The organism is Lentibacter sp. XHP0401 (assembly GCF_025751535.1).
In the GTDB taxonomy this organism is placed as follows: domain Bacteria; phylum Pseudomonadota; class Alphaproteobacteria; order Rhodobacterales; family Rhodobacteraceae; genus Lentibacter.
Genome location: NZ_JAOWLC010000002.1, coordinates 1 through 22332 on the forward strand (window position 1 = coordinate 1; position 22332 = coordinate 22332).

A 22332-nucleotide genomic window follows, 5' to 3' on the forward strand; every position below is an offset into this window, starting at 1 on the left:
CTCAAGCCGATCCAAAGGCCGGATACATATCAGCGACTTCCTGAAGACGTGCAATTGAACACTTGCGAACAGCAGCCGGTACATACATCTGGGCTCTAACATTTCCCCGGATTTTCAGCTGGGAAAGCTACCCACAACAACAGACTGTAGGTAGCTAAAGCTACCCCATCTGCCCCTTACGCCGGGGAGGCGCTCCGTCGGACAGATAAAAATTATCTGTCCGACTGCGCGGCTGGCTACGCCAGCCTTGCATGGCCTCCGCCAAGGCGGAGAGGAAAGGCCGGCCCGGAAGCCCGGACTAGTCGACTGTCCGGGCCGGCACCCATGGCAGCTTCCGGATCCCTTGGAGCTTCACTGCGAGTGGGGTTGTCTCGCTGTAACGCTCTGCTGTGATGGTGCCCCCGGAATGGCCGAGAATGTCCTTCCGGACGGCCTCCGGAATGTCGGTCATCCGGCCCAGCTGGGTGGCCACGTAATGCCGGAAACTGTGGAACACCTTGCCGCCCGGATTGCCGTTCAATTGGGTCCGGATCAACTTCCGGAAGCGGTAATCCAGTTGATCGCCAAACCCGGTGCCCTTGCGAGGGCGCAAGTCCGGGAACAGGTCCGCCTCTGGCCCGTGGTGGGCAATCTGGCGGGCGGCGTGCTCACGCAGTCCGAGGGCGATCAGTTGCGGATGCAGCGGCAGATCGCGTTCTGCTGCTAGCGTTTTGAGGCCCCGGTTTGCATTGGGCGCGATGATGAGAGCGGGCAGGGCGTCGATCAGGGTGATCTCTGCCGCTTTCAGGCCTGCGATCTCTTCCCGCCGCGCGCCGGTCAGAGCCGCGATCAGCGGCACCCAGTAGAGCCCGTCCTGAACCAGCGTCGTGCCTGCTTCCTGCCAATGTCTCTTGCTCTGCCAACCGTGCCAGACGGGATGGCTGAACACCGCTTGGAGATCGTCAACAGTGAAGGCGGGGCGCTCGTCGCGTTCGCGCACCGCCTTGCGCTGGCGCAGCGCGCCGAGGTCCAGGTTGTTCACCGAGGACACACCCTCAGCCCGCGCCTTGGTAAACAGCTGGCCCAGATAGTCGAGGTTGCGGTTGATCGTTGTCGACGACAAACTTTTGACCTCACGTCCTCTATTCTCCGCAATGATCTGCCGGATCGGCTTGGCCCGATCCTTTGGAGATTTGCGATAACTCTGTGGCAATTGTTCCAAAGCCTCAACAAATGCGGCTAAATGGGGCTGGCGTAGCAGGCGCATGTCCTGCACACCCGTGATTTCGCGGAATAGATCATACACTTTGGTCATTTGCGAAATCATCGCTTCCGACATGCCCGCCTTGCGCTTTTGGGCCATCAGGCGGGCGGCGATAGCCTTGGTCGAGGTTGAATAAGCCTCGACGCTTGGCTGAGTTGTTGTTTTACGCTGTGGCGGTTTCCGGACGGGTAGGGCGTCGCCCAACTCGTCCTGGATGACACCACGCAATCGCGTGACGACCCCGGCATAATCGGTGCGGCCATCAGCCATCTCCTGGAACGCCCGTGCGCTCTCTGCCGTGACAAGCGCAGCGAGGTGGCGGGCCTCGTTCGGATTCGGGGTTTGCAAGCTGATGAGAAGGGTTTTACCGCCAAGGGCGGTGGGAAGTCGTCTGCGCCAGTAGTAAATTGCGGTTCGGCGCACGGTGTGGGCAGCAAGGGCCATGGGTCACTCCTGTAAGAGTGCCTGTATAGTCGTGCAAAAACAATCGCTTGTGCATCATGCATGTGTATCAACCGTGGTTGATATGCCATTTTCATATGCATGTCAGATACTTGCTGGAAAATGGCTCCGGCGGTAGGGATCGGAGTTAAACTTTGTTAAGTCATTGATATCGCTTTCGTTCTCGTTGAAGCGGCTCGGCGATCAAAACTTGCGATATGCCTCAAATGTATGACGCGTGTTGTCGGAGACCGCAAGAGGTGTTGCCAGTCATCCTATTTTACGTGTCAAATCGCTGACCTCTGTCCGTCGTCAAATACAGTTGGACTTCAGATCGTTTTGCGCACTGTAGGCTCTGGCTAGTTTGTGCATTCTGTCTTCAATGTCGGATACATCTTAGCACGCTGTCCAGTTTTGCCGGACCACTTCACTAATGCGCGACAGGTCCAATTCCACGAGATATCGAAAAACTCTCTGACACTTACTCATGAAGTGAGAGAGTGTGAGAGAAGACCGGCTACGTCGAGGTGTGTTTCAAGATGTGCCGCAAGCGCATCGAGGGTGCTTTCTACAGACCCTTGATATGAGTGCGCGCCACCTGCGGCCCCTGACTTGCCCAGCCATGCTTTACGAAAGATGTCATCGCTGAACATGCCGTGCAGATAGCTGCCACAGACACGCCCATCGGGGGAAATCGCGCCCTCTGTGCGTCCATTGACGTGGGCAAAAGGGCGCGATCTGTCTGCGCCGTCGCTGGTGCCAATGTGGATTTCATAACCCGAGAAGGGCAGGTTCAGCCCGGCGTGATGGGCTGTCACTTCAGTCAGGTGTTTGTCACCGCCCATTGTTGTTTTGATGTCCAGAAGGCCGAGGCCCGGTGTTGTGCCGGGCGCTCCTTCAATGCCGTGCGGGTCGGCGACACTATGCCCAAGCATCTGATATCCGCCGCAAATCCCCAAGATGCGCCCGCCGCGCCGGTGGTGTGCCAGAATATCGATATCCCAGCCTTGAGCCCGCAGAAAAGCCAGCTCGCCGCGTGTTGATTTCGTGCCGGGCAGAATGACCAGATCAGCGTCGCAGGGGATCGGCCGGCCGGGCGGCAGTATGGTCACGCGACAGCCGGGTTCGGCAACGAGCGGGTCAAGGTCGTCAAAATTTGCGATGCGTGAAAACTGCAGGCAAACGATATGAAAACCATCAGTCTGAGGGGCCTCCGCGATGTCCAGCGCATCTTCGGCGGGCAGGCGCCATGCCTCGGCGAACCACGGTGCGACGCCGAAACCGCGCCAGCCGGTCTGGTTTTCTATCAACGCATAGCCGTCATCAAACAACCTTGGATCACCGCGAAACTTGTTGATGATGAACCCCGCTATGCGCGCGCCATCAGCGGGGGAAAGCACCGCTTGCGTGCCGACGATCTGCGCGATGACGCCGCCACGGTCGATGTCCCCACACAGGATGACGGGCACATCGGCCGCCTCGGCAAAGCCCATGTTGGCGATATCGCCATGACGGAGATTGATTTCGGCCGGACTGCCCGCACCTTCGACGATCACCAGATCATGGGCGTTGCGCAACCGCTCGAAGCTTTCGAGCACTGCGGGCATCAACGTTGGTTTGAGCTTGTAGTATTCTCCCGCTTTGGCGGTCGCAAAACGCCGCCCTTGCACGATGACTTGCGCGCCAATATCGCTCTCGGGTTTGAGCAGGACAGGGTTCATGTCGGTATGAAGCGGCACACCGCAAGCCAGGGCCTGAAGCGCTTGTGCGCGGCCTATTTCTCCACCATCAGATGTAACAGCGGCGTTGTTTGACATGTTCTGCGGCTTGAAGGGCGCCACAGAAAACCCGCGAAGGCGTGCGGCGCGGCACAGCCCAGCCACCAACATCGATTTCCCGACGTTGGAGCCCGTGCCCTGAAGCATCAGCGCATTGGTCAAAGCTTACATTTCCACGCCATTCTGGGCTTTGATGCCATCGCGGAACGGGTGTTTGACAAGTGTCATTTCTGTAACAAGATCAGCGGCTTCGATAAGCTCGGGCTTGGCGTTTCGCCCGGTCAGGCAGACATGCGTCATCTCAGGCTTCTCGTGCAGGAGGAAGTCAACAACCTCATCTATATCAAGATAGTCGTTGCGCAGGGCAATGTTTATTTCGTCCAGTAAAACGAACTGAATTTCAGGATCAAGGATTTGTTCCTTGGCTATCTTCCAACCGTTTTGTGCGGCGGCAATATCGCGCTCACGATCCTGGGTTTCCCAAGTGAAGCCCTCGCCCGATACGAAGAATCGGCACTCATCCTGAAAGTGTTCGCGCAGCAATATCTTCTCGCCAGTGGCCCAGTCGCCTTTGATAAACTGCACCACAGCGCAGGGCATTTTATGGGCGATACAGCGCATGATCATGCCGAAACCGGAGGAAGATTTGCCCTTGCCTTTGCCAGTATGCACTATGATCAGGCCCTTTTCTTCGGTCTTTGACTGCATCATCTTGTCGCGCGCTTGTTTGATTTTGCGCATTTTCTCGGCGTGGCGCGCATTAATGTCTTCGATCATGGGGTTTCCTCGTTCTTGACAAGTTTCATACTTTGGGGCTTTGTGCCCGAGTGTTGGTGCCTGTGTAAACAGGTGAAAAGGGAATGTGCATCCGGAAGTCTTCCGGTCAAGCACAGCCGCCCCCGCGACCGTGAACGGAAAACAAGGTGTCTCATCGCCACTGGCCAAAAGCTGGGAAGGCAGAGACATCGTAGGGTATCCGCCCTAGTTTCCGTGAGCCGGGAGACCTGCCAGCGCAAATGCTAAGACCGGACGGGGTGTTCCGGTGTCGAGGTATGTGCTGGCTTCCAGTCGCGACCCCGTCATCAGACCCACGTCTCATTGAAAATGGGACCGAGGACAATGACCACCGAAATACAAAACGAAAACGTAAGCCCGAAGGGAGCAACACAGCTTTTAGTCTGTGTTAAATGCCGTCGCGGCCAGGACATGCCCGAGGATGAACGCCGCCCGGGACAGACCTTGTTTGATCAGATCAGCACTTTGGATTTGCCAACCGGCGTCGAGGTGTCTCCTGTCGAATGCCTGCAAAACTGCGATCACGGCTGCACCGTAGCATTGCGCGGCGGCGACAATCGGTGGACGTATGTGTTCGCCAATGTCGATCAAACGGATCATCCCGAGATGATCCTCGATGGTGCGGCGCGCTATCACGCAACTGATGACGGGTTGATCCCCTGGCGCACCCGCCCCGAGCATTTCAAGCGCAACTGTGTCGCGCGTATCCCCCCTGTAAACATGCCTCTGGAGGTCAAAAATGTCTGATCTTGCAAAACTGCCTGTAACCGTGATTACCGGATTTCTGGGCTCCGGCAAAACAACGCTCATCCGCAGTTTGATGCAAAACCCCGGAGGCAAGCGCCTTGCGGTGATCGTCAACGAATTTGGCGATGTTGGTGTCGACGGCGAAATCCTGAAAAGCTGCGCAATTCCTGATTGTCCGGCTGAAAACATTCTTGAGCTGGCCAATGGGTGCATTTGCTGCACCGTGGCTGATGACTTCATTCCAACCATCGAAGCGCTCATGGCATTGGATCCCCGGCCTGATCATATCCTGATTGAAACCTCTGGTCTGGCACTGCCCAAACCACTGCTCAAGGCGTTTGATTGGCCTGATATCCGCTCGAAGATCACGGTTGACGGGGTGATCGCTCTGGCAGATGCCGAGGCTGTAGCTGCGGGGCGTTTCGCGCCGAATGTGGCCGCAGTTGATGCGCAGCGTCTGGCCGATGACAGCATTGATCACGAAACGCCGCTGTCCGAGGTATTCGAAGACCAGATCGCTTGCGCGGATATCATCCTGCTGACCAAGCCTGATCTGGCTGGCCCTGACGGCGTTGCCAAAGCCAAGGCCATGATCGAAGCTGAAACACCACGCCCGTTGCCGGTAATCGAAGTGGCCGAGGGTGCGATTGATCCGCGTATTATTCTGGGCCTTGAGGCCGCCGCAGAGGATGACATCGATGCGCGTCCCAGTCATCACGACGATCACGACGACCATGAGCATGAAGATTTTGAATCCATCGTGGTCGACATCCCCGAGCTGGACGATCCTGCTGCCCTTGTCGCGGCTATCGAGGGGCTGGCGCGCGATCACAATATCTTGCGCATCAAGGGCTATGCAGCAGTCACAGGCAAGCCCATGCGCCTGTTGGTGCAGGCCGTCGGTGCGCGCGTGCGTCACCAATATGACCGCCCTTGGAGCGCGTCCGAACCCCGCCAGGGGCGCTTGGTGGTTATTGCCGAGCATGACGACATCAACCCTGATGTTATTCGCGCGGCCTTGGGCAATGCCCAAAGCCAAGCAGCCGAGTAAGCGCGCATGCATGTCATCTTTCGTGAAAGCCACGGGTTGGACGAGGCCGAGACGCCGACAGATCTGGGGCAGGATGCCGCCGATCTGGTTGTGCTGTCCTTGTCTGACTCCGACTTGGGAGCTTTTGCGGAAGGCTGGCATCGCGGCGGCGGACAAGAGGGGCTTTTGCCATCCTTGCGGTTGGCGAATATTGCTGCGCTGAAACATCCGCTGTCGGTTGATACCTATGTGGAGCAAACGCTCTCCGGTGCGCGTGGTATATTGATCCGGCTCATCGGTGGCGTCCCTTATTGGCCCTATGGTTTGCAACAAATCCGTGCGCTGGCTGAGGCGCACGGTATTGCGCTGGCCGTGTTGCCTGCGGATGGCCGCGCTGACAGCAGGCTTGACGAGATATCGACCTTGCCGGTGTCGACTTTGCGCCGGCTGACACATCTTTGCGATACCGGTGGCGTAGTTGCAGCGCAGGCCGTTTTGGCCCAATTGGCATTGGCGGCGGGGCTTTATGCAGGGCCGGTTCCGGGTGACAAGGGCTTGCCGCCAGTGGGTGCATGGACGCCCGAGTCCGGCCCTGTTCGCGCGCTTTGCGCGCTTGAGGGTTCTTCTGCGGCTCAGGCGGGAGTGCCGCGCATTGTGATCGTGTTTTACAGATCGTATCTTGTTGCTGCCGATCTTGCACCGATCACAGCCTTGTTCACAGAGTTTCGAGCGCGCGATTGCGCCGTTGTCGCCTTGTTCGCGCCTTCGCTCAAAGCGCCGGACGCGGCCAGCTGGCTGCGCGAGCAGATCGCTAACTATCGCCCTGACGCGATCGTGAATGCGACGGCGTTTTCGGGGATAGGAGCGAATGGCAGTTCTCCCCTAGATGCTGCAGACGTTCCGGTTTTTCAGGTGGCATTGGCCACATCGACCCGTGAGGCTTGGGCGAGTTCCGAGCGCGGCCTGTCTCCTGCTGACCTCGCCATGCATGTTGTTTTGCCCGAGGTGGACGGGCGCATTCTGGCGGGTGTTGCCTCTTTCAAAGCCATGGCTGCGCGGGATGATTACCTGCAATTCTCGCGTTCAATCCATGCGTCCGATGACGAGCGGATCAGCGCGATTTGCGGGCGGGTTCTGGGCTGGTTGGATTTGGCGGCGTGCCCCCGCGAAACGCGTCGTGTCATGCTGGTGTTGTCGACCTATCCCGGCAAGAACTGGAATATGGGCCATGCTGTGGGGCTGGATGCGCTGCAATCCACCGCCGCGATTCTGGAGGACCTTGCCGGAGCGGGTTATGACACTGGCTGGGCAGGTGCGTGCGATCCCAGCACTTTTGCGATGCAGCATATCAGCTGGCCTTTGGCCGCGTATACAGCGGCGCTGACAAAGCTGCCCTTGGCCCTGCGCGAAGAAATCAGTGCGGCGTGGGGCGCGCCGGAAGATGACCCCGACCTGCGCGATGGAGCGTTCCATTTTGCGGCAACGACGCATGGCAAGGTGACTGTGGCCCTACAGCCCGAACGTGGCACGCCTGAGGGGCGGGAGGATAGCTATCACGATCTGTCCCGAACCCCGCGCCATGCCTATGTGGCGTTTTACCTTTGGACGCAGGAGCGCAGTGATGCTCTGGTTCACATCGGGGCCCATGGCACGCTTGAATGGTTGCCGGGCAAATCGGTCGCCCTGTCGGGAGCATGCTGGCCCGAAGCGCTGAGCGGCAGCTTGCCGGTGATCTACCCGTTTATCGTCAACGATCCGGGAGAGGCGGCACAGGCCAAACGGCGCATCGGTGCTGTGACTTTGGGCCATATCCCCCCGCCGATGCGTCAAAGCGAAACGCCTGACAGGCTGGGGCATCTTGAGGCTTTGCTGGACGAGTTCTCCAACGCTGACGGGCTGGATCCGCGCCGCCGCGACAGGCTGCAGGGCGATATCCGCACCGAGGCGCAGGCGCAGGGTGTTGAGCATGATCTGGGTCTGGATGATGCCAGTTGCAGTGCCGAAGCGATCGCAAGCATCGACCGTTTTGTCTGCGACATCAAGGAAAGCCGCTTTGGCGAAGGCCTGCACATCTGGGGCAGAGCACCTGCCGCAGGCGCGCCTTTTGCAACCGCCGCCTCTGTGCAAAGCGAGCAGCGCGCGCTGTTGGATGCGCTTGACGGGCGGCGCATTGCGGCGGGGCCATCGGGCTCTCCTTATCGGGGGCGCTCGGATGTGCTGCCAACTGGGCGCAATCTTTTCACAACAGACCCTCGGGGCGTGCCGACCCGCGCGGCCTATGCGCAGGGGGTGGTGCTGGCCCAAGAGCTGCTGCGCCGTCATTTGCAAGACGAGGGCGACTGGCCGCGCAACGTGATTGTTGACTTATGGGGGTCGGCCACCATGCGCACGGCGGGCGAAGAATTCGCGATGGCGCTATGCCTGCTGGGCGTGCGCCCGGTCTGGGATGCTGCGTCCGAGCGGGTCTCGGGCATCGAGGTGTTGCCGATTGCCGAGCTGGAGCACCCGCGCATTGATGTGACATTGCGGGTGTCGGGCCTGTTTCGCGATGTGTTCCCGACGCTGTCTGCGCTTTATGCGCGAGCTATTCGTGCTTTGGCAGATCGTCAAGAAGCGCCAGACTGGAACCCCTTCGTTGGCCGCGAGGGCCTTGCGCGGGTCTATGGCCCAGCACCGGGGCAGTTTGGCCTTGGTATGGGGGCAGCATTGGACAGCTACGACGAAGACAGCAGGCACGCGGCGGGCGAAGCTTGGCTGAAAGCCAGCAGTTGGGCGTTGGACGGGGACAATGCCGCGCAAGACAGCGCAGGGATCGCGGCGCGCGTGGCCGCAGCAGACAGCTTTGTCCATTTGCAGGATTTGCCGGAAACCGATCTGTTGCTGGCGAGTGACTATGCTGCACATGAAGGCGGGTTTGCTGCCGCCCAGCAGGTCACTGGCGGCAAGGCGAAGCTCTTTCATGTCGACAATACCGACCCCACGCGCCCGCGCGCCCGTGCGCTTAACGAAGAGATCGGGCGCGTTGTTCATGCGCGCGCGGCACAACCCACGTGGATTGCTGGGATGAAGCAGCACGGGTTTCGCGGCGCCGCCGAAATTGCCGCTACGCTGGACCATATGGCAAGTTTTGCGCATCTGGCCGGGGCGGTGTCGCCGCATCTGTTCGATCTCTACCACGAGGCGACTTTGGGCGACCCTGAAACAGACGTTTTTTTGCGCGACGCTAACCCTGAGGCCCATGCGGCGATGCAGGCGCGCTTTGAAGCTCTGTTGAAAGCAGGGTTGTGGCAGACGCGGCGCAATTCGGTTTTTGCAAATCTGGAGCGGTCAGAATGACGCGCGCGCCAGTTGTCAAAGGGTGGTGTCCCGGCGCCTATCGGCCAATGATGGCAGAGGACGGGTTCGTGGTGCGCATACGTCCGCGTATGGGGCGCGTGAGTGCTGCGGAGGCGGCGGGACTTTGCACTGCCTCGCTGGAGTATGGGTCGGGTTGCATTGATCTGACCAACCGCGCCAATCTGCAAATACGCGGCATAAGCGAGTCAGATCACGAGGCCGTTCTGGCGCGTTTAGGCGAGCTTGATCTGTTGGATAAAGACCCCGCAATGGAAAGCCGCCGCAACCTGTTGGTCGCCCCGTTTTGGACGCAGGGGGATACTGTAAGCACACTGAGCGAAAGGCTCTTGGCGCATCTTGGTGATTTGCCGGCGCTGCCTGCAAAGGTGGGTTTTGCCCTTGATTGCAGTGATGCGGGGCCACTTTTGACGCAAGACCCTGCCGACATCCGGATTGAGAAAGGCGAGGCCGGTCTGATCTTGCGGGCGGATGGCTGCACCAAGGGGCGGGCCGTGACGCAGGAGACAGCAATTCCCGCCTTGATCGAAATGGCGCACTGGCTGGCGGATCATATCACTCCGCAGGCCCGTCGCATGGCCGCGGTTGTTGCGCAGGAGCATTTGCCAGACCAATGGGCCACGGAAAAGATGCGCGCACCGGCCCGCCGCCCGACTGTGGGTATGGTGCCGCTTGGGGCGCTGGTCGGTTTGCCATTCGGGCAGATTGACGCGAAAGCGCTTCTGGAAAGTCTTTCCGACGGAGTTCAGAGTTTGCGGCTGACGCCTTGGCGCGCCTTGGTGCTGGAAGGGGGGGCGATGTCCGGTGATGCATCCTTTATCACAGACCCGCATGACCCATTGCTGCGGGTTGATGCCTGTGTCGGTGCGCCTTTGTGCGCCTCGGCTACTTCAGAAACTCGCGCGTTGGCGCGGCAACTAGCGCCCTTGATGCGCGGCAGTTTGCATGTGTCGGGCTGTGCCAAAGGCTGCGCCCGAGCACGGCCTGCCGATGTTGTGCTTATCGCGCAAGAAGGGACTTTTTCACTCGTGAAAGACGGCTGTGCAAACGACACGCCCGTTAGAACTGGGCTAAGCCCGACAGACCTTTTGACCGGAGAATTCTAGAGCCTGATGCCTTATAGTTATGTCATGGATGGTGCGGCCATCTACAAGCAATCTTTCTCGATCATCCGCAGCGAAGCGGCGCTGGACGGTTTCACAGCCGAGGAGGAGCCGATTGTCGTGCGGATGATCCACGCCGCAGGTATGGTCGGGCTTGAGAAACATGTTCGAATGTCGCCTGATTTTGCGCCAGCTGCGCGTGCTGCATTAGCGGCTGGCGCGCCGATACTATGTGATGCGCATATGGTGTCCGAAGGTGTTACGCGCACACGCCTGCCTGCCGATAACGACGTCATCTGCACGCTGCGGGATGACGCCGTGCGCAAACTGGCCGCGCAGACGGGCAACACACGCTCGGCCGCCGCGCTGGAGCTGTGGCGTCCGAATTTGGATGGGGCGCTCGTGGCCATTGGCAATGCGCCGACAGCCTTGTTTCATCTGCTCAACATGCTGGAAGACCCCGACTGCCCGCGTCCTGCAGCGATCATCGGCTGCCCTGTCGGCTTTGTCGGCGCGCGTGAGAGCAAAGACGCGCTTTGGGCGGACCAACCGGTGCCATGCTGCATCGTCGAGGGGCGGCTTGGTGGTAGTGCAATAACGGTCGCGGCGGTAAATGCCATCGCGAGTTACGCAGAATGAGCGTGGGCACGATCCATGGCGTTGGCCTTGGCCCGGGGGACCCTGATCTGATGACCGTGCGCGCCCACCGCCTGCTGAGAGAGGCGCGGTATGTGGCCTATTTCCGCAAGGCCGGACGCACGGGCCAAGCGCGCAAAATCATCAAAGGGCTGCTGCGCGATGACGTTGTCGAATACCCGATGGAGTATCCTGTGACCACCGAGATCGCGCTGACGGACCCCGAGTATAACCGGCGATTGTCAGGGTTTTACGCTGACTGTGCCGCGCATTTGCTCAAGCTGGCCCAAAGCGGCAAGGATGTTGTTGTTGTCAGTGAGGGCGATCCGTTTTTTTACGGCTCTTTCATGCATATCTACGAGCGGGTGCGCGACCAAGTGCCTGTGCAGGTGGTGCCTGCGGTGACAGGGATGTCGGCGGCGTGGAGTGCAACGGGCGAGCCCATAACATGGGGGGATGACATCCTCACCGTGCTGATGGCGACATTGAGTGAAGCAGAGCTGAGCAAACGGATGAAAAGCACGGATGCGCTTGTGGTTATGAAGATCGGCCGCAACATCGGCAAGGTTTGCGCGGCCCTTAAGGCAGCTGGCAAGTTTGACGATGCGTGGTTGGTCGAATATGCCAGCATGCCCGAGCAAACCGTGCAAAAGCTGTCGGCAGCTCAGGGCCGCGCGGTGCCGTATTTCTCGATCATTATTGTTCATGGACAGGGGCGCAGGCCATGACGGGGTGGGTTCGCATTGTTGGTCTTGGGCCGGGTGCGCAGGACATGGTCACAGCACAGGTGCAGGATGCGCTGGCGCAGGCGAGTGACGTGATTGGCTACATTCCCTATGTTGCGCGTGTTGCGCCCCGCGCGGGGCTTACATTGCACCCCAGCGACAACCGGGTTGAGCTTGACCGCGCGCGCCACGCGCTTGCACTGGCGGCGCAAGGGCGGCAGGTTGTGGTTGTCTCCTCCGGTGATCCGGGCGTTTTTGCAATGGCCTCGGCCGTGTTCGAGGCGCTTGAGGCAGGGCCGGAAAGCTGGCTTGCTCTGGATATCGAAGTGCAGCCGGGGATCACGGCTATGCTTGCGGCGGCGGCGCGGGCCGGTGCGCCGCTGGGCCATGATTTCTGCGCCATCAACCTCAGTGACAATCTCAAACCGTGGAGTCTGATCGAAAAGCGGTTGCGGCTTGCTGTCGAGGCTGATTTCGCCATGGCCTTTTACAACCCGCGCTCGCGTTCACGCCCCGAGGGGTTCGTGCGGACATTGGAGATATTGCAACAGGCCTGTAATGATGAACGGCCGGTTATATTTGCCCGCGCGGTGTCAACGCCTGACGAAGACATTCAGGTTGTGCCCTTGCCGCATGCAACCCCTGAAATGGCTGACATGCGCACGGTTGTCATCGTCGGCGCGTCCAACACGCGGGTTATCCCGCGCGCGCTCGGGCCGATCGTCTATACGCCCCGCTCGGTGCTGTCATGACCCAGCCACTCCAGAACAGCGGCAACATCGAAAACCTCATGGCGCGGGGGCATGGCGGGCCTGTCGATCATCACAACAGGCAAACGCAGTTTGCGCGCCGCAAGCAGCTTGGCTTGCGCGCCCGTGCCGCCGGAGTTTTTGGAAACGACGCGAGTGATCTCATGCGTGCGCATCAACTCCAGATCGCCATCAACGGTAAAAGGCCCACGGTCTGTCACCACGGCATAATCCGCGAATGGCAAGGCGGCAGCCGGAGCATCAACAAGGCGCAGCAGATAGAAATGCTGGGGGTTCGGTGCGAACTCCTGAAGGTGCATGCGCCCGACAGCCAGCATGATCCGCTCGGCCGGGCCATCCAGCGCGCTGACGGCCGAGGCAATGTCTCGCACGGTTATCCAGTTATCGCCTGCGTTGGCACGCCAGGGCGCGCGCGTCAGGGCGATCAGCGGAATATTGGCCGCCTTGCTCGCCTGCGTTGCGTTCAAGCTCATTTGGGCGGCAAAGGGGTGCGTGGCGTCGATCAGATGTGTGATCTTGTGCTCGGTGATGTATCGGGCAAGCCCTTTGGCACCGCCAAAACCGCCGATGCGCCTGGCAAGCGGTTGCCTGATCGGGCGTGCCACGCGGCCCGCCAGCGAAAGCGTGCCTTCAAGGCCTGCCGCATCAAGCGCTTTGCACAAGGCCGTGGCCTCGGTTGTACCACCAAGGATCAAGGGGTTCGGGCGCATGGATAAATCTCCTTGGTTGAGCATCGTCGGTCTGAGCGAAAATGGCGCGGATGGATTGTGCTCTGCAAGCCTTAAAGCCTTGGAGCGCGCACAAATCGTTATGGGGGCTGCGCGCCATCTGGCTTTGTTGCCAAAGGTGGATGCCGAGAAAGTCGCGTGGCCTGTTCCGTTTTCCGATGGGATAGAGCAGCTACTGTCGTTTCGCGGCCAGCGCGTTGTCATGCTGGCCTCGGGGGATCCCTTCTGGTTTGGTGCGGGCACCAGCGTGTCGCGCCACCTGTCGCGCCATGAGTGGGTCGCGCTGCCAAATGTCTCAACCTTTGCGATGGCGGCCAACGCGATGGGCTGGCCTCTTGAAAAGACGCATTGTTTTGGCCTGCATGCTGCGCCTTTCACACGGCTGCGGCCGGTTTTGGCACGTGGTGCCCGCTTGATCGTGCTGTTGCGGGACGGGGCGGCGGTTGCCGGTATTGCGCAGTATCTGGCAGAGCAGGGCTGGGGCCAATCACATATTTCGGTTCTAGAGGCCTTGGGTGGCCCCCGGGCGCGGCGCAGTAACTTGCTTGCCGGCGATGACATCACCCAAGAGTTTACACACCCTGTTTGTGTTGCGATTGAAGTGGCGGGGCAGGGCGATGCAGTGCCACTCGCCGCAGGCCGACCAGACGCATTGTTTACCAGTGATGGCACCATGACAAAACGCCCGGTGCGCGCACTTACCCTTTCGGCACTGGCCCCGCGCCCGTTTCAACACCTTTGGGATATCGGCGGCGGCTCGGGTTCTATCGCGATCGAATGGCTGCTGAGTGATCCGAGCCTGAGCGCCACGACGATTGAGCCAAACCCCGAACGAGCGGCGCGGATTGTCGCGAATGCGGCGGACCTCGGGGTTGATCGGCTGAAACTGGTGCAAGGCCATGCGCCGCAAGCGCTGGAGCAACTGGCTTTGCCTGACACTGTGTTTATTGGTGGCGGCTTGTCGGCAGACCTGCTCGCCTGGCTTGAAGACGCCCTGCCAAAAGGCACGCGGCTGGTGGCCAATGCGGTGACATTGGAAAGCGAAGTTCTGCTGGTTCAGGCACAAGCGCGCTGCGGCGGCGATCTGATGCGCATTGAATTGTCGAGCGCATCCCCGCTGGGCTCGAAACACGGCTGGAAGGCGGGCTACCCGATCGTGCAATGGAGTGTGACGTTATGATTGTTGCAGGCTTCGGATTTCGCAAGGACGCGGCTGTTGATAGCCTGCGAGACGCGCTCGCCCGGTTTGATGTGACGCCCGACAAGGTGGCGACGGTGGCCGCCAAAGCGGATGCCACCCCGTTTGTTGAACTGGGCCTGCCTATTGTTTCGGTATCAGCTTGCGCGTTGAAAGCCGCTGCTGTGCTGACGGGTTCGCCGGCCTCACTCAAACAATACGGAACCGGCAGTGTTGCGGAGGCTGCGGCCCTTGCCGCCGCTGGCCCCGGTGCGCGGCTCTTGGGCGCGCGCCAGATTTCCCACGACAGAATGGCAACATGCGCCATCGCAATTGGAGAGAAAAAATGACCATCCATTTTATTGGTGCGGGCCCCGGTGCCGCGGACCTTCTGACATTGCGCGGGCGCGATATTATCGCAGCTTGCCCTGTTTGCCTTTATGCGGGGTCACTGGTTCCCGAGGCTATTCTGGAGCATTGCCCTAAGGGCGCGCAGGTGATCAACACCGCCGCACTGAGCCTTGATGGCATCATCGGCCATATGCAGAACGCGCATGAGGCAGGGCAGGATGTCGCGCGGCTTCATTCGGGTGATCTCTCTGTCTGGTCGGCGATGGGGGAACAGATGCGCCGCCTGCGGGGGCTAGATATTCCTGTATCGGTCACGCCGGGGGTGCCGTCCTTTGCTGCTGCCGCCGCCGCCTTGGGAGCCGAGCTGACGCTGCCGGGCTTGGCGCAATCGGTCGTGCTGACGCGCACGCCGGGGCGCGCGTCAAGCATGCCCGAGGGGGAAACGCTGGCAAACTTTGCCGCCACGGGTGCCACCCTCGCCATTCATTTGTCGGTGCAAAATATTTCGACTGTCACGGCGGCTCTGATGCCCGCCTACGGGGTGGAGTGTCCGGTGGCTGTCGTCTATCGCGCCAGCTGGCCTGATCAACAGATCATTCGCGGCACGCTGTCAGATATCGAGGCGCGTGTGGGCGCTGATATCACCCGAACTGCGCTGATCCTTGTAGGCCCGGCACTTGCAGGCGAGGGGTTTGACGAAAGCTGCCTCTATTCAGAAAACTACGACCGGCGCTATCGTCCGCAAAGCGCCGATAGCCCTTGGGCAGGATGGAGCCATAACGATGATTGACTTCAAGCATACACCGCCGGGCTTGCTGGTTTCGGCACCGTCCTCGGGCACGGGCAAAACCACGGTTATGCTGGGTTTGCTTCGAGCGCTATCCGAAGACGGCCTGGCAGTTCAGCCCTACAAATCAGGGCCGGACTATATTGATCCGGCCTTTCACCGCGCCGCCTGCGGGCGATCTTCGTTCAACCTCGATACATGGGCGATGGGGCCAAAACTGCTTGGTGAAGTTGCCGCAAAGTCTCAGGGTGCTGATATCTGTATCGCTGAAGGCTCGATGGGGCTTTATGACGGGGTGGCAACGGCCGGACAAAGCGGTTTCGGCAGCAGTGCCGAGGCTGCGATGCGGATGGGCTGGCCTGTCGTGCTTGTCGTAGATGTGAGCGGGCAGGCGCAATCTGCCGCCGCGGCGGCGCTAGGGTTCCGGATGTATAACCCCGACGTGCCTTTTGCGGGAGTGATCCTCAATCGCGTCGCGTCACCGCGCCATGAGCGGCTTGCGAGCCTTGGAATGGAAAAGGCTGGCCTGACCGTCTTGGGGGTGTTGCCCCGGCGGGGTGATCTGACCCTGCCCGAGCGTCATCTGGGTTTAATTCAGGCAGTAGAACACCCTGATCTGGAGGCGGCGATTGTCGGTTATGCCGAGTTTCTACGCGCGCATGTCGATCTCGACGCCATCCGCGCTGCCGCGGCGTCCAAGCCGCAAGGGCCGCCTTCGGCAGCCGCAGCACCCCATCTGCCCAAACCACCAGCCCAGCGTATTGCCCTTGCGCAGGATGCGGCGTTTTCTTTTGCCTATCCGCATGTGGTGGAAGGCTGGCGCGCTGCCGGTGCTGAAATTATGCCGTTTTCCCCCCTTGGAGATGAAGCGCCTGATGAGCGCGCTGATCTTGTCTGGTTGCCGGGGGGGTACCCTGAATTGCACGCAGGCCGGATAGCATCCGCCGAGAGGTTTCGCGCGGGCCTTCTGAAACATGCGCAAACCCGCCCTGTGCATGGGGAGTGCGGCGGCTATATGGCGCTTGGCGCGGCACTGATTGACAAGGAAGGTAAATCGCACCGCATGGCGGGGCTGCTGGGCCTTGTGACCAGTTATGAAAAGCGCAAACTGCACTTGGGCTATCGCCGTGTCAGCCTGACGGCAGGCATGCCCGGTTTTGATGCAGGTGCGCGTCTGTTCGGGCACGAGTTTCATTACTCGACCATCCTTGAGCAGCCCGACGCGCCGCTGGCAGAAGTGACTGACGCTGATGGCAATCCTGTTGTCGAAACCGGCTCTCGTCGGGGCAAGACAACTGGCACGTTCTTTCACTTGATCACCGCAGAAGAAGCCAGCGCATGACCGGATTTGTCAGTTTTGTCGGCTCCGGCCCCGGTGATCCGGAGCTTTTGACGCTAAAGGCGGTTGACCGACTGAAACACGCCGATGCCGTCTTGTTTGACGACCTCAGCGCAGGGCCGATTTTGGAATATGCGCGCGAGGGGGCAGACCTGATTGGCGTTGGCAAGCGGGCAGGGCGGGCCTCGCCGCGTCAGGATCATGTCAGCCGGCTATTGGTGGATTACGCAAAAATCGACCAGCGCGTTGTCAGGCTGAAATCGGGCGACAGCGGCATGTTTGGCCGGCTTGAGGAGGAGCTAGGCGCGCTGCGTGATGCGGGGATTCCTTATGAGATCATCCCCGGTGTTCCGTCTGCCGTTGCGGCCGCCGCGGCCATTGGTATTCCGCTGACCCGCCGCAATACGGCGCGACGGGTGCAGTTTGTCACCGGGCATGACGTGACAGGCAAATTGCCCGGAGATGTGAACTTGATTGCACTCTCTGACCCGACGGCCTCGACTGCGATCTTCATGGGCAAACGCACATTCCCCGAGCTGCTGGGCAAATTGCTGGCGCATGGATTGCCGGGCGATACACCCGCCATTCTGGCCGAGGATGTCAGCCGCCCCGAACAAAAGATCACCCGAGCGACTGTCAGCGTTCTGGCCGATAAGTTGTCTCGGGAGGTTGGCAATAGTGCCGGTCTTATCCTGTATGGCCCACTCGCAGAGGCGGAGGGGAGGCTTGAGCCTGATGCCAACTGACACGAGTGCCATCTCAGATCTCTGGCTTGTGGGGATCGGAACAGGCAGCCCCGCCCATGTGACGCTGGAGGGCAGGCAGGCCCTGCGGGACGCGGCTGTGATTTTGGTGCCAAACAAGGGCGCAGGCAAGGATGATCTGGCGGCAATGCGCCATCGCATTCTCGCGGAGAGCGGCACAAAAGCGCAAGCTATCAGCTTTGATTACCCCCTGCGTGATGCGCGCCTGCCATATCAGGAGCGTGTCATGCTTTGGCACGACGAAATTGCCGCGCGCTGGCAAGCGGCTCTGGCAAGGGCGCACCGGAAAGGCCCTGTTGCGCTGCTGGTCTGGGGTGACCCGTCGCTCTATGACAGCACCCTGCGCATCGCCAAGCGGTTGATGCCCGCGCCGCAGCTTCGTGTGGTGCCGGGGATCACAGCGATTCAGGCTTTGACGGCGGCACATGCGCTGCCGCTCAACACCATCAACGGCGCGGTGACAATCACCACGGGGCGGCGATTGCGGGATCACGGCTGGCCGGATGGGGCTGAAACACTGATTGTCATGCTGGATGCGAACAGTGAATTTCAGAGCATGCCAGCGAACACGCAAATATGGTGGGGCGCTTTTCTCGGAATGCCCGAACAGATTTTGGCCAAGGGCCGTGTTGGGGATGTCGCCGCGCAGATCGTCTCGATGCGCGAGAGCGCGCGCGCACGACACGGCTGGATCATGGACAGCTATCTGATGCGCGCGCCATTTATTGACAATTCATGACAGGCCGCCCCGTGAACAGCGATTTTGCTATTGACGATTTGCGAGGCACTCTGTCAAACAGGCCTCACTTGGTCCCGATCTATCGGGTGAAAAAGGGAATGTAGTGAGGCGCATATCGCGCCAAATCTGTAGCTGCCCCCGCAACTGTAAGCGACGAGCAAAGCCGATATGCCACTGGAGAAATCTGGGAAGGCAGGCCACGCAAAGACACGCAAGCCAGGAGACCTGCCAAGCAAGCGCCCCGCGGAAACGGGGTGTATCCACTGGACGCCGGGGTGCGCGTTTGGCCGTGGTATTGCGCACCTCGCTCTGGTGTAACTCCCCGGTCTGATCTGTTCCCCGTCGTTCGAACGAAACGGCACGGGTGTTGTGCCTGAATAGGAACGATCAATGAAAAAGACTCTTCTCGCGAGCGCGATTGCACTGACTTTGCCTGCCATGGCATCGGCCCATTTTTTGCTTGAATACACAACGGAAACGATGATCGAACAGCCCGGTGACGTGCCGGTAAAGCTGATCTTCTGGCATCCGATGGACAACGGCCACGTGATGGATATGGACGTGCCGCTAGAATTCTACATGGTTCACAAAGGCGAAAAAACCGACTTGAAAGGCACGCTTGAGCCTGTGCAGTTCACAGGCGGAGAAAACACCGGAGCGGCCTTTAAGGGGACCGTTCCCGTCAAGCGCTCGGGCGACTATGTTTTGGTGACGGTGCCAACGCCCTATTATGAAGAGTCTGAAGATATCTATATCCAGCAGATCACCAAGGCGTTCTTGAACCGAAATGAGCTGCCAACCGACTGGATGGAGCCCGTCGGCCTGCCGACGGAAATTCTGCCGCTCAATAAGCCTTATAACATCCTCGCCGGGTCTACCTTTACAGGTCAGGTTCTGGCCGAAGGACAGCCGGTTGCCGGTGCCGAGATCGAAATCGAATATATGGCAGCCATGCCTGACATGGAAAGCGCGGCATCGACCACGCCTGTTGTCAGCCCGATGCCGGGCGGTGCGATTGTCGCGATTTCTGACGCAAACGGATATTTCTCGTTTGGCGTGCCAAAGGCGGGCTACTGGGGGTTTGCGGCACTCGGGTCTGGCTCCGCTACAGAGCATGAGGGCAAGGAACTCAGCCAGGATGCGGTTATCTGGATACGCGCCTGGGATATGGAGTAACCCTGACATGCATATCGTAGATGGCGCATTGTCAAACCCGGTGGTGATAGCCGGGGCGGTTGCGGCCGCTGGTGGCATTGCCTTTGGCCTTCGCAGCCTGACGCTTGAGCGGATCCCCGCGGCTGGCGTCTTGTCGGCAAGCTTTTTTGTGGCATCGCTGGTTCATGTGCCAATCGGGCCGTCTTCGGTGCATTTGATCATGAATGGTCTTGCCGGGCTTTTGCTCGGCTGGGCCGCCTTTCCGGCGCTGTTTGTCGGCCTGTTGTTACAGGCGGTTTTCTTCGGCTTTGGCGGGCTGACCGTGCTTGGCATCAACACGCTCAACATTGCGTTGCCGGCGGTGATCGCATGGCTGCTCTTCGGGCGGCTTGTAGCGTCGGGCACGCCTTTGACGGGGGCAATATGGGCCGGGATCGGCGGCGCCTTTGCTATAGCCGCGACCACAGCCGCAGTTGCGGTCTCGCTGGCAGCATCGGGCGACGAATTCCTGCCGGCGGCCAAGCTCGTGTTTTTTGCGCATATCCCTGTCATGGTGATCGAGGGGATATTGACCGGCTTTGCTGTCTTGCTTGCCCGCAAGGTGAAGCCGGATTTGTTCTTGGCCGTGAAAGGCGCGGGCGTATGAAGAACCTTGCCCTGATTATCATGTTGTGCGCAGCACCTTTGCCGGCCTTGGCGCACAAGGTTCTGGCGTCTGTGTTCCCGTCCGGCGAGGCAATCGAAGGTGAAGTCGGCTTCTCCAACGGTGACATGGCGGTTGGTCTGATCATTCTGGTATTCGGCCCTGATGGCGAGGCCCTAGGCCAAACGAAAACCGACGCTGACGGGTTCTTCATTTTCAAACCAGAGCAACCGGTCGCCCATACGTTTCACGGAGATCTGGGGGCCGGCCATGTTGCCGAAGTGACAATGCCGGCGGAGGAGATCGCCGCGATACTGGGGAAGGCAGCGCCTGCTGCAACGACCGCCGAAACACCGGCGGAGCCTGCATTCGGTGTTGTCGCGATCGCCTCTCTCTCGGACGAGGAGCGCAACGCAATCGCCGTTCTCGTGCGCGACGAAATCCGCCCGCTGCGCCGCGAAATGGCGGCAACGCGAGAACACCAGAATATGCAGTCTATTCTGGGTGGCATCGGCTACATTCTGGGCTTGTTCGGGCTCGGGTTCTATCTGGCAGCGCGCCGCAACCTGGCTGCCTGAGCTGTGGGGCATACGCTTGGTCCTAACGAAAAAACGCTGACCGAAAGCGGCGCAATACAGGTTGCCACGCTGATTGGGGGGCTGGACGCGCGTGTGCGGATCATCGCGGCGGTCTGTTTCGGCGTTGTTGTGGTCGGGCTTTCCTCATTGCCTGCCTTGTTGGCCGCGCTCATCGTATCGTTAGGGTTACTTGCTGCGTCAGGGCTGCGGTTGAGGCCAACGTTGAAACGCATGGCAATGATGGACAGCTTTATCATTTTCATGCTGGTGTTGCTGCCGTTCACTATGCCGGGTGATGCGATGTTTAGCGTCTGGGGGTTCCCTGTCAGTTGGCAAGGGTTTTGGCGCGCGGTCGAAATCGCCCTTACCGCCAATGCTGTTATTCTTGCTCTAATGACACTTGTCGGCACGCTGGAGCCGGTAACGCTTGGCCACGCCCTTCACAAACTGAGGGTGCCTGAAACGCTGGTGCATTTGCTGATGTTCACGATTCGCTACATCGAAGTGCTGCGGGAGGAATCCCTGCGTCTGCGCGCGGCGATGAAAGTGCGCGGGTTTCGCCCCGCCACTAATTTTCACACCTACCGAAGCTTTGGTTATCTGGTTGGGATGATGCTGGTGCGTGCGGTTGAACGTTCCGAACGTATCTTGGGCGCCATGAAATGCCGCGGTTTTTCGGGTCGCATTTATCTGTTGCAAGAGTTTGCGCTGTCAGGGGCGGATCGCCGCTTTGCCGTCCTGCTCAGCGCATTGGTATTCATGCTCATTTGTCTGGAGTTGCAATGCCGCTGATTGAACTGGACGATATTCACATATCTTATCCCGGCCAGCCTCCGGTTCTGACTGGCGCAAACCTGCGTTTGATGCCGGGCCAGCGCCTGTCGCTGACGGGGCCTAACGGGTCGGGGAAGTCTTCGCTTTTGCGGGTCGTTCTGGGGCTGCAAAAACCACAGGCTGGCACTGTTCGCGCCTTTGGTGAGGCGCGCAGCCAAGAGGCGGATTTTCACGAGGTGCGGCGGCGTGTCGGGCTGGTCTTTCAGGATCCCGACGATCAGCTGTTCTGCCCGACTGTGGCGGAAGACATCGCTTTCGGGCCGCTCAATCTGGGAAAATCCAAATGTGAAGCGCTCGAGATCGTCGACGGTTTGCTGGCTGATTTGCGCCTCTCGCACCTTCGCGACAGAATCACCCATAAGTTGTCGGGCGGTGAAAAGCGGCTTGTCACCCTTGCAACCGTTCTCGCAATGACCCCCGAGGTATTGCTGCTGGACGAGCCTACAAATGCGCTTGACGCCGATAATGAAGCGCGCCTCGTCGAGATCCTTCAGAGCCTGCCCCAAACGATTTTGCTGGTCAGCCATTCCGCAGAGTTTCGAAAGCAGATTACCTCTCGCGAATTGCGCATCGTTGACGGCAAAATTGAAGACATGGCCCAGACTTGATCGCGCA

Annotated in this window: 22 protein-coding genes and 2 riboswitches; of the genes, 18 read left to right on the forward strand and 4 right to left on the reverse strand. The window is 59.9% G+C overall.

Features of this window, described 5'->3' with window-relative positions:
• Positions 1–298: 298 nt before the first annotated feature.
• From OE750_RS02875 to cobO, 3 genes are all read right to left on the reverse strand, one after another.
• Complete coding sequence (locus tag OE750_RS02875) at positions 299–1687, reverse strand: site-specific integrase (protein ID WP_263761216.1); 1389 nt, start codon at positions 1685–1687, stop codon at positions 299–301.
• Between the two features lie 482 nt (positions 1688–2169).
• Positions 2170–3609, reverse strand: a complete 1440-nt coding sequence (locus OE750_RS02880) for a cobyric acid synthase (RefSeq protein ID WP_263761217.1) — start codon at positions 3607–3609, stop codon at positions 2170–2172.
• Positions 3610–3627: 18 nt separating this feature from the next.
• On the reverse strand, positions 3628–4239 hold the full coding sequence (cobO, locus tag OE750_RS02885) for a cob(I)yrinic acid a,c-diamide adenosyltransferase (RefSeq protein ID WP_263761218.1): 612 nt from the start codon (positions 4237–4239) through the stop codon (positions 3628–3630).
• 37 nt (positions 4240–4276) lie between these two features.
• Positions 4277–4489: riboswitch (cobalamin riboswitch) on the forward strand.
• Positions 4490–4581: 92 nt separating this feature from the next.
• Here cobO and OE750_RS02890 point away from each other — a divergent pair.
• Genes OE750_RS02890 through cobJ form a run of 7 tightly spaced genes read left to right on the forward strand, consistent with a single transcriptional unit; the run spans position 4582 to position 12604 of the window.
• A complete protein-coding gene (locus OE750_RS02890; protein WP_263761219.1) occupies positions 4582–5004 on the forward strand; it encodes a DUF1636 domain-containing protein in 423 nt (140 codons plus the stop codon).
• Positions 4997–6055, forward strand: a complete 1059-nt coding sequence (gene cobW, locus OE750_RS02895) for a cobalamin biosynthesis protein CobW (RefSeq protein ID WP_263761220.1) — start codon at positions 4997–4999, stop codon at positions 6053–6055. The genes OE750_RS02890 and cobW overlap by 8 nt, the downstream gene beginning before the upstream one ends.
• 6 nt (positions 6056–6061) lie before the next feature.
• Positions 6062–9370 carry a cobaltochelatase subunit CobN gene (cobN, locus tag OE750_RS02900; protein WP_263761221.1) on the forward strand — a complete coding sequence of 1103 codons (3309 nt, stop codon included), beginning with the start codon at positions 6062–6064 and terminating at the stop codon, positions 9368–9370.
• Positions 9367–10494 (forward strand): cobalamin biosynthesis protein CobG, encoded by a 1128-nt coding sequence (locus OE750_RS02905; RefSeq protein WP_263761222.1) that lies wholly within the window; start codon positions 9367–9369, stop codon positions 10492–10494. Before cobN ends, OE750_RS02905 begins: the two co-directional genes overlap by 4 nt.
• A gap of 6 nt (positions 10495–10500) precedes the next feature.
• Positions 10501–11130 carry a precorrin-8X methylmutase gene (locus OE750_RS02910; RefSeq protein ID WP_263761223.1) on the forward strand — a complete coding sequence of 210 codons (630 nt, stop codon included), beginning with the start codon at positions 10501–10503 and terminating at the stop codon, positions 11128–11130.
• A complete protein-coding gene (gene cobI / locus OE750_RS02915) occupies positions 11127–11855 on the forward strand; it encodes a precorrin-2 C(20)-methyltransferase (RefSeq protein WP_263761224.1) in 729 nt (242 codons plus the stop codon). Before OE750_RS02910 ends, cobI begins: the two co-directional genes overlap by 4 nt.
• On the forward strand, positions 11852–12604 hold the full coding sequence (gene cobJ, locus OE750_RS02920) for a precorrin-3B C(17)-methyltransferase (RefSeq protein WP_263761225.1): 753 nt from the start codon (positions 11852–11854) through the stop codon (positions 12602–12604). The genes cobI and cobJ overlap by 4 nt, the downstream gene beginning before the upstream one ends.
• Here the strand turns inward: cobJ and OE750_RS02925 are convergent.
• Positions 12577–13332 (reverse strand): cobalt-precorrin-6A reductase, encoded by a 756-nt coding sequence (locus OE750_RS02925; RefSeq protein ID WP_263761226.1) that lies wholly within the window; start codon positions 13330–13332, stop codon positions 12577–12579. The genes cobJ and OE750_RS02925 overlap by 28 nt on opposite strands.
• Between OE750_RS02925 and cbiE the strand changes: the two genes are divergently transcribed.
• The 11 genes from cbiE (at position 13331) to OE750_RS02980 (ending at position 22325) form a co-directional block, all read left to right on the forward strand.
• Positions 13331–14530 (forward strand): precorrin-6y C5,15-methyltransferase (decarboxylating) subunit CbiE, encoded by a 1200-nt coding sequence (gene cbiE / locus OE750_RS02930; RefSeq protein ID WP_263761227.1) that lies wholly within the window; start codon positions 13331–13333, stop codon positions 14528–14530. The genes OE750_RS02925 and cbiE overlap by 2 nt on opposite strands.
• A complete protein-coding gene (locus tag OE750_RS02935; RefSeq protein ID WP_263761228.1) occupies positions 14527–14877 on the forward strand; it encodes a cobalamin biosynthesis protein in 351 nt (116 codons plus the stop codon). The genes cbiE and OE750_RS02935 overlap by 4 nt, the downstream gene beginning before the upstream one ends.
• Positions 14874–15668, forward strand: coding sequence for a precorrin-4 C(11)-methyltransferase (cobM, locus tag OE750_RS02940; protein WP_263761229.1), 795 nt, complete (start codon positions 14874–14876; stop codon positions 15666–15668). Before OE750_RS02935 ends, cobM begins: the two co-directional genes overlap by 4 nt.
• Entirely contained in the window at positions 15661–17007 is a 1347-nt protein-coding gene (locus OE750_RS02945; RefSeq protein WP_263761230.1) for a cobyrinate a,c-diamide synthase, read from the forward strand. Before cobM ends, OE750_RS02945 begins: the two co-directional genes overlap by 8 nt.
• Positions 17004–17750 (forward strand): uroporphyrinogen-III C-methyltransferase, encoded by a 747-nt coding sequence (gene cobA, locus OE750_RS02950; RefSeq protein ID WP_263761232.1) that lies wholly within the window; start codon positions 17004–17006, stop codon positions 17748–17750. The genes OE750_RS02945 and cobA overlap by 4 nt, the downstream gene beginning before the upstream one ends.
• Complete coding sequence (cobF, locus tag OE750_RS02955; protein WP_263761234.1) at positions 17740–18507, forward strand: precorrin-6A synthase (deacetylating); 768 nt, start codon at positions 17740–17742, stop codon at positions 18505–18507. Before cobA ends, cobF begins: the two co-directional genes overlap by 11 nt.
• 52 nt (positions 18508–18559) lie before the next feature.
• Positions 18560–18755: riboswitch (cobalamin riboswitch) on the forward strand.
• A 142-nt stretch (positions 18756–18897) separates the two neighbouring features.
• Complete coding sequence (locus OE750_RS02960; protein WP_263761236.1) at positions 18898–19683, forward strand: DUF4198 domain-containing protein; 786 nt, start codon at positions 18898–18900, stop codon at positions 19681–19683.
• 7 nt (positions 19684–19690) lie between these two features.
• Complete coding sequence (gene cbiM, locus OE750_RS02965) at positions 19691–20308, forward strand: cobalt transporter CbiM (RefSeq protein WP_263761238.1); 618 nt, start codon at positions 19691–19693, stop codon at positions 20306–20308.
• A complete protein-coding gene (locus tag OE750_RS02970) occupies positions 20305–20883 on the forward strand; it encodes a cobalt ABC transporter permease (RefSeq protein ID WP_263761240.1) in 579 nt (192 codons plus the stop codon). Before cbiM ends, OE750_RS02970 begins: the two co-directional genes overlap by 4 nt.
• A gap of 3 nt (positions 20884–20886) precedes the next feature.
• Complete coding sequence (gene cbiQ, locus OE750_RS02975; protein ID WP_263761242.1) at positions 20887–21675, forward strand: cobalt ECF transporter T component CbiQ; 789 nt, start codon at positions 20887–20889, stop codon at positions 21673–21675.
• Positions 21666–22325 carry an energy-coupling factor ABC transporter ATP-binding protein gene (locus OE750_RS02980; RefSeq protein WP_263761244.1) on the forward strand — a complete coding sequence of 220 codons (660 nt, stop codon included), beginning with the start codon at positions 21666–21668 and terminating at the stop codon, positions 22323–22325. The genes cbiQ and OE750_RS02980 overlap by 10 nt, the downstream gene beginning before the upstream one ends.
• Positions 22326–22332 lie beyond the last annotated feature (7 nt).